General features: G+C 66.4%; 1 protein-coding gene. It reads left to right on the top strand.

Annotated features, from left to right (window positions below):
- Positions 1 to 806 (top strand): hemagglutinin repeat-containing protein (locus tag CKY51_RS22105; RefSeq protein WP_211904945.1); only part of this gene is annotated, 806 nt, incomplete at both ends.

Here is an 806-nt window from a genome sequence, read left to right as displayed (position 1 = left end):
CCTCGGCGCCGCACGGCGCTAGTGCCGGCGGGCCAGGCCGCCAGCAGCGTCATCAACGCTGATACCGCCAAGGGCGCTGCGCAAGCGGCCAATATCAGCATCGCGGTCACCGTGGGCGGCAGCAAGAGCGATAGCGAGACCAAGCAGCAAAGCGCAACCGCCAAAGGCTCGACCCTGCAGGCCGGCGGCAACGTCAACCTGATCGCCACCGGCGGTGGCGAAGACAGCAACATCCTGGTGCGCGGCAGCGACCTCAAGGCTGGCAACAACCTGTTGCTGTCCGCCGACCACGACATCACCCTGGAGGCGGCGCAGGACAGCTTCGAGCAGCACAGCACCAGCAAGAGCAGCAGCGCGGCGATCGGCGTGGCGGTGACGTACGGCGCGGACGGCTTTGCGGCCGGTGTCACCGTCAGCGCCAGCGGCGCGCGGGGCAAGGCCGATGGCCAGGACATCACCCAACGCAACAGCCATCTGTCTGCAGGCAACACCGCCACGCTCATCAGCGGCAACGACACCACCCTGAAAGGCGCGGTGCTCTCGGCCAACACGGTGCTGGCCGACATCGGCGGCGATCTCAACGTCGAGAGCCTGCAGGACACCAGCACCTACACCAGCAAGGACAAGGCAGTCGGCGGCAGCGTGACCTTCGGGATGGGCTTCAGTGCCAGCGGCAGCTACAGCAGCAACAAGGTCAATGGCGACTTTGCCAGCGTCAAGGAACAGAGTGGCATCCAGGCCGGCGATGGGGGTTTTGATATCCGCGTGGGCGGCAATACCGACCTGAAGGGAGCGGTGATCGCCAG

The sequence above is a fragment of the Xanthomonas maliensis genome, from assembly GCF_009192945.1.
GTDB classification, from domain to species: domain Bacteria; phylum Pseudomonadota; class Gammaproteobacteria; order Xanthomonadales; family Xanthomonadaceae; genus Xanthomonas; species Xanthomonas maliensis.
This window is presented reverse-complemented; position numbering and strand designations above follow the sequence as displayed.